Genomic DNA, 2263 nt, shown 5'->3' with positions numbered 1-2263 from the left:
GCTGAATTCACTGTCGGCGAAGGTAAGTTGATGACTCATGATGAACCCTGTTCCATGGCTCCAGATGACAAACATGATCTCATATCAGGGACTTGTTCGCACCTTCCTTAGCGGGAGGATTACCGTGGACAAGTTGTTGCTGCTCTATTTTCTTACCCAATAAGGCAAATGAATATGAAGAATGCACTAATTATCAATGCACACCAACGTTGGGAAAACTTTGCGGAAGGTGAACTGAATCAATCTTTTGCCTCTGTCGCAGAAGATCGTTTAACCATGCTAGGCTATAACGTTCAAACAACAGTTATTGACGAAGAGTATGATGTTAATAGTGAAATAGATAAACATCAATGGGCAGATGTGGTGATTGTACAAACGCCACTGTTTTGGATGAGTGCACCATGGCTATTCAAGAAGTACATTGATGAAGTATTTACAGCAGGTTTAGGCGGTAAGCTAGCTCATCATGATGGTCGAGTAATCGATGACCCCAGCCAACGTTATGGTTCTGGCGGTGTTGAGAAAGGTAAAAAATTCATGCTATCCGTAACACTTAATGCGCCTAAGTATGCTTTTGATACTAATGAGTTTTTTGAAGGTAAAGGTGTCGACGGTTTATTTATGTGGCTACACAAAGTATATCAATTTAATGGCTTTGATTCTTTACCAGGCTTTGCAGCCTATGATGTAATTAAAAACCCAACTATTGAACAAGACTTCGCGAATTTTGACAAGCACATTTCCCAACTGTTTGCTTAAAATTTCTCCACACTTAAAAGGCAGCAAGACAAAAGCTTTGCTGTCTTTTTTCTAATATCACTGTTCCAGATGCCAACATATGGCACTAAAAAACCGTGAAATGATAGATCCGTCAATATGTCAAAGTCGATGATTATTCTAGCTGTCTTTTGCCTTGCGGCAATCATTGCAGGTTATCACTACTACAGAACTCAGACTTATTGGGTTGCTTCAGCTGATTACAAAAAACCAAGTAAAAAACAGGCCAAAACCTTAGTAGTCAGCTATTCAAGAACAGGGAATACAGAAGCAGTAGCAAAAGAAGCGGCGAACTTTTTTGATGCAGACCTAATCACCATTCAAGCACCCACATATATCAATGATTTAAGCGGCTTAAAACAAGCTTCTGATGACGCATTGGTAGAGCTTGAAATTACAGACCTTATCCATGATCCGATTGATTTACAGCAATATGAGTTGATTATACTCAGCACTCCAACATGGTGGTTTAGGCCTGCGGTGCCTATGTGGACGTTTGTGAATAGTCAGCAGTTTTATGGTAAGAAAGTCTTCTTGATGATGACGGGCAACAGTCGTTACGAGCCAGCAATAATTGAGAAGTTTGCCGATCGTGTTACCACACAAAATGGTGAGTACCTAGATATGTTGTTTGTGCAACGTGGTCGAATTTTTTGGCAAAAAAGCAAACAAGAAGTTAATGCCGAAGTAAGTGATGCCTTATCACAGCTTAACCATAAATGGGAAGAAATTTTAAACTGAGAGTATTAGACCACATGAGGTATGGCGATGGCACAACAAATTTTCTCGCGAAAAACAGAAGTTAAGAAGCCGTTTAGATTAGAGGAGATCTGTGTAGTGGTTTAATCATCCCGGACACCATTTTAGGTGGTACAGTCGCCACCATGACCTGAGGTGTTCAATGACAAGATTACGTCGCTCATTTACTGCCGAATGGCGTTGTTGCCCAAATCGATGCAGCTTAAATTGAACTAACTAAGGACTTGGTGATCTGATCAACAATGAAACGGTACTGCCGTTCTTCGAAGCCCATGAGGCTCGGGTCTATACCATCTTATCGGACAACAGGCGCGAGTTCTGTGGGCGCCCTGACCACCATCCCTACGAGCTGTTCCTACAACTGGAGGGGATTGAGCACCGGACCACCAAGGGGCGCAGACCGCAGAGCAACGGCTTTATCGAGCGACTGCATCACACACTGCTGGACGAACACTTCCGTATCAAGGGGAGGACAACCTGGTATGAGTCGGTGGAGCAGATGCAGACAGACCTGAACAGCTACCTGGATCACTACAACACCCAGCGGCCACATCAGGGCAGGATGATGAAAGGACAGACTCCCTACAGCATGTTCATTAAGGGTCTGAAATTGATACCGAAGGAAGTGCGCACTAAAGTAGCGTAAACAAGACACCGGTTTGAGGCCGGTGTCAGGTGATAACTAGATCTATACAATCAAATCAAGTATGAACTTCTACAAATAAAC

2 protein-coding genes and 1 pseudogene are annotated in these 2263 nt (G+C 42.8%); all 3 read left to right on the top strand.

Annotation, left to right across the window (positions count from 1 at the left end):
* Nucleotides 1-174: 174 nt before the first annotated feature.
* Complete coding sequence (locus PG883_RS23280) at nt 175-759, top strand: NAD(P)H-dependent oxidoreductase (protein ID WP_247157278.1); 585 nt, start codon at nt 175-177, stop codon at nt 757-759.
* Nucleotides 760-876: 117 nt separating this feature from the next.
* Nucleotides 877-1518, top strand: coding sequence for a flavodoxin family protein (locus PG883_RS23275; protein WP_247157277.1), 642 nt, complete (start codon nt 877-879; stop codon nt 1516-1518).
* Nucleotides 1519-1777: 259 nt separating this feature from the next.
* A pseudogene (locus PG883_RS23270) lies at nt 1778-2182 on the top strand (integrase core domain-containing protein); the annotation flags it as partial.
* Between the last annotated feature and the right edge of the window lie 81 nt (nt 2183-2263).

The organism is Aeromonas sp. QDB25, from assembly GCF_027707725.1.
GTDB lineage: Bacteria > Pseudomonadota > Gammaproteobacteria > Enterobacterales > Aeromonadaceae > Aeromonas > Aeromonas caviae.
This window is presented reverse-complemented; position numbering and strand designations above follow the sequence as displayed.

Bases quoted from the DNA above. Each gene is read 5' to 3' on its own strand.
- PG883_RS23275 (WP_247157277.1), top strand. From the start codon at position 877: ATGTCAAAGTCGATGATTATTCTAGCTGTCTTTTGCCTTGCGGCAATC.
- PG883_RS23280 (WP_247157278.1), top strand. From the start codon at position 175: ATGAAGAATGCACTAATTATCAATGCACACCAACGTTGGGAAAACTTT.